This is a genomic window from Methylobacter sp. BlB1 (genome assembly GCF_015476545.1).
Classification (GTDB): Bacteria; Pseudomonadota; Gammaproteobacteria; order Methylococcales; family Methylomonadaceae; genus Methylobacter.
The window spans coordinates 87,068-93,219 of sequence record NZ_JADMKV010000010.1 but is presented as its reverse complement, the minus strand read 5'-3'; the positions used below and the strand labels follow the sequence as shown (position 1 = coordinate 93,219).

At 57.4% G+C, this 6,152-nt stretch carries 6 protein-coding genes; 4 read left to right on the top strand and 2 right to left on the bottom strand.

Annotated features, from left to right (window positions below):
• The first annotated feature begins 242 nt into the window (after positions 1 to 242).
• The 4 genes from IT781_RS06185 to IT781_RS06170 are packed head-to-tail and all read left to right on the top strand — an operon-like array spanning position 243 to position 3,074.
• The gene (locus tag IT781_RS06185) at positions 243 to 761 is read left to right on the top strand and encodes an O-acetyl-ADP-ribose deacetylase (protein ID WP_194969267.1); all 519 of its coding nucleotides are present in this window, start codon (positions 243 to 245) and stop codon (positions 759 to 761) included.
• Entirely contained in the window at positions 754 to 1,149 is a 396-nt protein-coding gene (gene msrB, locus IT781_RS06180; RefSeq protein WP_194969266.1) for a peptide-methionine (R)-S-oxide reductase MsrB, read from the top strand. The genes IT781_RS06185 and msrB overlap by 8 nt, the downstream gene beginning before the upstream one ends.
• Positions 1,146 to 2,444, top strand: coding sequence for a M18 family aminopeptidase (locus IT781_RS06175; RefSeq protein WP_194969265.1), 1,299 nt, complete (start codon positions 1,146 to 1,148; stop codon positions 2,442 to 2,444). The genes msrB and IT781_RS06175 overlap by 4 nt, the downstream gene beginning before the upstream one ends.
• Before the next feature lie 3 nt (positions 2,445 to 2,447).
• Positions 2,448 to 3,074, top strand: a complete 627-nt coding sequence (locus tag IT781_RS06170; protein WP_194969264.1) for an alpha-ketoglutarate-dependent dioxygenase AlkB — start codon at positions 2,448 to 2,450, stop codon at positions 3,072 to 3,074.
• Between the two features lie 118 nt (positions 3,075 to 3,192).
• Here the strand turns inward: IT781_RS06170 and purD are convergent, their stop codons facing one another.
• On the bottom strand, positions 3,193 to 4,467 hold the full coding sequence (gene purD, locus IT781_RS06165; RefSeq protein ID WP_194969263.1) for a phosphoribosylamine--glycine ligase: 1,275 nt from the start codon (positions 4,465 to 4,467) through the stop codon (positions 3,193 to 3,195).
• An 86-nt stretch (positions 4,468 to 4,553) separates the two neighbouring features.
• Positions 4,554 to 6,113, bottom strand: a complete 1,560-nt coding sequence (gene purH / locus IT781_RS06160) for a bifunctional phosphoribosylaminoimidazolecarboxamide formyltransferase/IMP cyclohydrolase (protein WP_194969262.1) — start codon at positions 6,111 to 6,113, stop codon at positions 4,554 to 4,556.
• Between the last annotated feature and the right edge of the window lie 39 nt (positions 6,114 to 6,152).

Sequence of the window (6,152 nt, the reverse complement as noted above, 5' to 3'; positions counted from 1 at the left end):
GCAGCGATTGGTGGGCGTCGCGCAGGACGACTTCGGTGATGCCTAACGGCTTAGGGTTGTTGTTTTGTGCCATGCTTTAACCTTTTGGGGTTCAATTCGCGGACCTTTCGGGTCGGTTTTAGTTGATGGGAAATCGGGCGCACGCAAGTTCCGGCCTTCCGTTAAAATTTTTGAAACTCGACATTGTATCATAGGCCTAAATAGGATAAATCGGGTTCTAAGCACGTAAATAAGGCACGATTATGGCAAAAATTGAGATTATTGAGTCTGATATCACAAAGCTGGACGTTGATGCGGTCGTCAATGCCGCCAACCCTTCGCTGTTGGGCGGAGGCGGCGTCGATGGCGCGATCCACAGGGCAGCAGGACCTGAATTGCTGGCCGAATGCAGAACTCTGGGCGGCTGTGAGACGGGGCAGGCAAAAATCACCAAGGGCTATAATCTGCCCGCGCGCCATGTAATCCATACCGTAGGGCCGATCTGGTCCGATGGCAAGCATAATGAGCCGGCCCTGCTGGCCTCCTGTTACCGGGAATGCATGGTGCTGGCCAAGGTCTATCAACTTGAATCGATTGCCTTCCCGGCTATTTCCTGCGGCGTATACGGTTTTCCGCTGCAGCAGGCGGCGCAAATTGCGATCAGGACCATCGACGAATGCCTGAAAGCCAATCCCTACCTGCAAAAAGTCTATTTAGTCTGCTTTGGCGATGCTGTTTTGAAAGCGTACAATGAGCAGTTTTACCAACTGATGCATGGCTGACAACATTATGAATGAAGAACAATGGCGTGAAAAACTGACGCCCGAACAATTCAATATCTGCCGTCATAAAGCCACCGAGCCGCCTTTTACCGGTAAATATACCGATTGTAAGAAAGACGGCATCTATCATTGCGTGTGCTGCGGCAATCCTCTGTTCGACTCCGAAACCAAATACAATTCAGGCTCGGGCTGGCCGAGCTTCTGGGATGTCATCTCCGAAGACAGCGTGGCTCGCCATACCGATTCCAGCCACGGCATGCGCCGAGTTGAAATAACCTGTAAAGCCTGCGATGCGCATCTGGGCCATGTGTTCGAAGACGGCCCGCCGCCGACCGGCCTGCGCTACTGCATCAATTCCGCAGCATTAGACTTGAAAGAACGATCATGAGCGCTCAGATACAGGTTCAAGACTTGCTGGATTTCATCGATGCCAGCCCCAGCCCCTGGCATGCTGTCAATAGCATGGTCGGCCGATTGGATGCAACCGGCTTTTCGAAGCTTGACGAAACCGAAAAATGGGCGCTGAAGCCCGGCGGGCGCTATTACGTCGTGCGCGGCGATTCGTCCATCATCGCGTTCGTGCACGGGCAAAAGCCGCTGGTTGAGACGGGTTTTAAAATCATCGGCGCCCATACCGACTCGCCGGGCCTGCGGATCAAGCCCAATGCGGCCGGCTGGGTCGATGGTCTGGTCAGGCTGGGCGTCGAAGTCTATGGCGGGCCGATATTGGCGACTTTTACCGATCGGGATTTGAGCCTGGCTGGCCGCATCGGCTATAAGGACGATCAGGGCCGGATTGCAAGCCGGCTGGTTAAATTCGATCAGGCCTTGCTGCGCCTGCCTAATCTGGCCATCCATATGAATCGCGGTGTCAACGAGGAAGGCTTGAAGCTGCACAAACAGCTGGAGTTGCCGCTGATCCTATCGGCCATCGCGCAGGAGCAGCTGCCGCAGCCGTTTTTCCTGTCGCTGCTGGCGCAGGCCGCAAACATCGAAGCCGGGCGCATCCTGTCCTGGGACCTGAATGTCTACGATACGCAGAAAGGCGTAATCTGGGGCGCACAGCAGGAGTTTTACGCCGACAGCCAGCTCGACAATCTGGCATCGTGCCATGCCGGTTTGTCGGCCCTGCTTGATGAGGCTGTGTTGCAGGCCGACAGCACGTTGGTCTGCGCATTCTTCGATCACGAGGAAATCGGCAGCGAAAGCCACAAAGGCGCCGACGGCAGTTTCCTGCCCGATGTGCTGCAACGCATCGCCGCGGCCGCCGACCGGGATGATTATCAGCGGGCGCTGGCACGCAGTTTCATGGTCAGCGCCGACATGGCGCATGCCTATCAGCCCAATTTCCCGAACGCCTATGAACCTGACCATAAAGTCATAGTCAACAAGGGGCCGGTGATCAAGGTCAACGCCAATCAGCGCTACAGTACCGAGAGTGTTTCGGAGGCGATGTTCGCAGGCTGGTGCGAGCAGGCCGGCGTCCCGTATCAGAAATATTCGCATCGGACCGATCTGCCCTGCGGCAGCACGATAGCTCCTATGACATCAGCGTGGCTGGGCATTCGCACGGTCGATGTCGGCAATCCGATGTGGGCCATGCACAGCATCAGGGAGAGCGCCGGCGTATTCGACCATGACGCCATGATCCGCGTCATGAAGCGCTTTTTCCTCGACAGCTGAGCGATGGATACCGAAGCCGATGCATTGCGCGATAATGCTGTCGGCTTCGGCGGCAATCTGCTGCCGTTCGACGGCGAGCTGTATCTGATCCGGCAGTTTTACCGGCCGCCCGAGTCCGATCGGTTATTCACTATATTGATGGAAAAATTGACCTGGCAGGAAGAGGACATCTTCATTTTCGGCAAGTGGGTCAAAGTGCCGCGCCTAATGTGCTGGTACGGCGATGCCGATGCGCATTACCGTTATTCGGGCGTCGACCATGCGCCGTTGCCCTGGACGACCGAACTGCAGGTTATCAGGGAAAAAGTGGAGCGGCAATGTCGGTTGCGCTTCAATAGCGTTCTGGCCAATCTGTACCGCGACGGCCGGGATTCGATGGGCTGTCATGCCGATAATGAAAAGGAGTTGGGGGCCAATCCGGTCATTGCTTCGTTAAGCTTGGGCGATGAGCGATTGTTCAAACTGCATCATAAGAAAAAGCGCGAGGCTTCGCTGGATATCATGCTGGGCCACGGCGACCTGCTGCTGATGGCGGGCGCGATGCAGCATTACTGGCTGCATGCGCTGCCGAAAACGAAGCAAGTGAAGAAGGAGCGGATCAATCTGACGTTCCGCAGGATTATCGTCTAAAAATATGTGGGGGCGACTTTAGTCGCCCAGGTAGCAAAAGGGCGACTAAAGTCGCCCCCACAGGCTCATTACACAAGCTTTGTAGGGTACGCAGTGCGTACCCTACTTCGAAATAACGCTATTTTATTGCCTTGAAACCAATATCGGTACGGTAGTAAACGTTATCCCAATCGATACCGCGAGTTAATTCGTAAGCGTTGCTCTGCGCTTCCTGAATATCGCGGCCCAGGGCGCAGGCGCACAATACGCGGCCGCCGGCCGTGACGATCTTGCCATCAACCTGTTGCGTGCCGGCATGGAACACCTTGCGGTCTTCGCTTTCCTGAGCGGGCAGGCCCGAAATCACGTCGCCTTTGTGGTAGGCGTCGGGGTAGCCACCGGCCGCCAGCACAACGCCCAGCGCCGCGCGTTCGTCCCAGTCCGTCTCCATTTTCTCCAGTTCGCCAGCCAATGCGGCTTCACACAACTCTACCAGATCGCTTTTCAGGCGCATCATGATTGGCTGCGTTTCAGGATCGCCGAAACGGCAGTTGTATTCCAGTACTTTAACGGAGCCATCATGGCCAATCATCAGGCCGGCATACAGGAATCCGGTATAAGGCTGCCCATCGGCCGTCATGCCTTTCAAAGTCGGCTCGATGACTTCGCGCATGACGCGCGCATGAATCTCGGGCGTTACGACAGGGGCTGGCGAATAAGCGCCCATGCCGCCGGTATTGGGACCTTTGTCGCCGTCGTCCCGGGCTTTGTGGTCCTGAGAGGTCGCCATCGGCAGAGCGTGCTCGCCGTCGGCGATCACGATGAAGCTGGCTTCTTCGCCGGCCAGAAACTCCTCTATGACAACGCGGTGGCCGGCCTCGCCGAAGACATTGCCGGACAGCATGTCTTCAACGGCTGCATTCGCTTCCTCAACCGTCTGGGCAACGATAACGCCCTTGCCGGCGGCCAGACCGTCGGCCTTGACAACAATGGGCGCGCCTTTTTCCTGAATGTAGGCCAGCGCCTGCGCCTTATCGGTAAAGGTCTGGTACTCGGCCGTCGGGATGCGGTGACGGGCCATGAAATCCTTACAGAACGATTTGGAGCCTTCCAGTTGCGCGGCCTTGGCCGTAGGGCCGAAGCATTTCAGGCCGGCTTCCTGAAAACAGTCGACGATGCCGGCCACGAGCGGCACTTCAGGTCCGATAATGGTCAGCCCGACCGCTTCTTTTTGGGCGAAATCAAGCAGGGCGGCAATATCGTCGACGGCGATCGCTATGTTCTCAATGCCCGGTTCCAGTGCTGTGCCGGCATTGCCCGGCGCGACAAAAACTTGCTCGACTTTGGTCGACTGTTTGGCTTTCCAGGCCAGCGCGTGTTCACGGCCGCCGCTGCCGACAATCAGTATCTTCATGGTGATTCTCGTATGTTTTGTGGGGCGACTTCAGTCGCCGGTGTTCTAAAGGGCGGCTGAAGCCGCCCCCACCGTATGTCTCTTAATTAATGCCTGAAATGCCGCATGCCGGTAAAGACCATGGCGATGTTGTGTTCATCGGCCGCCTCGATGACTTCCCCGTCGCGCATTGAGCCGCCCGGGTGGATGATGGCGGTGATGCCGGCTTCGGCGGCCGCATCGACAGTGTCGCGGAACGGGAAGAAGGCATCGGAGGCCATGACCGAGCCGGACACGACCAGCCCTTCGTCAGCGGCCTTGATGCCGGCGATGCGGGCCGAATAGACGCGGCTCATCTGTCCTGCGCCTACGCCGATCGTGCGGCCGTTCTTGCAGTAGACGATGGCGTTGGATTTGACGAATTTGGCGACTTTCCAGGCGAACAGCAGGTCGGCCAGTTCCTGTTCCGTCGGCGCGCGCTTGCTGACGACTTTCAGGTCGGCGGCGGTGATCTTGCCGAAATCCTTGTCCTGGACCAAGAGGCCTCCGGCCACGCGTTTGAAATCCAGCGCAGTTTCGTCTGCGCCGGTCAAGTTGCCGCATTCCAGGGCGCGCACGTTTTGTTTCGCAGCCAATACCGTCTGGGCATCAGCGCTGATAGATGGCGCGATGATGACTTCGACGAACTGGCGGCCGATGATTTCAGCGGCGGTTTGCTTATCGAGTTCGCGGTTAAACGCGATAATGCCGCCGTAGGCCGAGGTCGGATCGGTGGCATAGGCGAGCTCATAGGCGGCCAGCAGCGTATCGGCTTCGGCGACGCCGCAAGGGTTGGCATGCTTGACGATCACGCAGGCCGGCTTGTCGGTGAATGACTTGACGCATTCGAGCGCCGCATCGGCATCGGCAATGTTGTTGTAGGACAGTTCCTTGCCCTGCAGCTGCTTCGCGGCGGCGATGGTGCCCGAAGCGGGCGCTTTTTCACGGTAGAAAGCGGCCTGCTGATGCGGGTTTTCGCCGTAGCGCATGGCCTGGCTCTTGTAAAACTGCAGGTTCAGCGTGTCCGGAAAGCGCTCGCCGTTCAGGCAGCCTAGATAGGCTGAGATGGCCGTGTCGTAGCGGGCGGTATGCTCGAAGCTTTTTAGCGCCAAATTGAAGCGGGTCTTGGCCGACAGGCTGCTGCCGCTGTTTTTCAGTTCGGCAAGGATGCCTGCATAATCGGCCGGGTTGACGACGACCGCAACGTCGGCATGATTCTTGGCGGCCGCGCGGATCATGGTCGGACCGCCGATATCGATGTTTTCGATCGCGGTTTCAAAGTCGCAGTCCGGCCTGGCGATAGTCTGCTCGAACGGATACAGGTTGACGATCACCATGTCGATCGGCTTGATGCCGTTCTCGGCCATGACCGCATCGTCTACGCCGCGACGGCCCAAAATGCCACCATGCACTTTCGGGTGCAGGGTTTTGACGCGGCCGTCCATCATTTCCGGAAAGCCGGTGTAATCGGAGACTTCCGTAGCGGGAATCTGGTTGTCGGCCAGGGTTTTGGCCGTGCCGCCGGTGGACAGGATTTCTATGCCCAACTGGCTCAGTTCCCGGCAAAAATCGACGATGCCGGCTTTATCCGAAACGCTGACTAAAGCGCGGGTGATTTTTTTGTTCATGCAGACCTCTGATGCAAGAGTAGATTAGATAAATGAGGT

What these genes read in the sequence shown, in the direction of transcription:
- IT781_RS06185 (WP_194969267.1), top strand. Translation starts at nt 243, where the DNA reads ATGGCAAAAATTGAGATTATTGAGTCTGATATCACAAAGCTGGACGTT.
- msrB (WP_194969266.1), top strand. Translation starts at nt 754, where the DNA reads ATGGCTGACAACATTATGAATGAAGAACAATGGCGTGAAAAACTGACG.
- IT781_RS06175 (WP_194969265.1), top strand. Translation starts at nt 1,146, where the DNA reads ATGAGCGCTCAGATACAGGTTCAAGACTTGCTGGATTTCATCGATGCC.
- IT781_RS06170 (WP_194969264.1), top strand. Translation starts at nt 2,448, where the DNA reads ATGGATACCGAAGCCGATGCATTGCGCGATAATGCTGTCGGCTTCGGC.
- purD (WP_194969263.1), bottom strand. Translation starts at nt 4,467, where the DNA reads ATGAAGATACTGATTGTCGGCAGCGGCGGCCGTGAACACGCGCTGGCC.
- purH (WP_194969262.1), bottom strand. Translation starts at nt 6,113, where the DNA reads ATGAACAAAAAAATCACCCGCGCTTTAGTCAGCGTTTCGGATAAAGCC.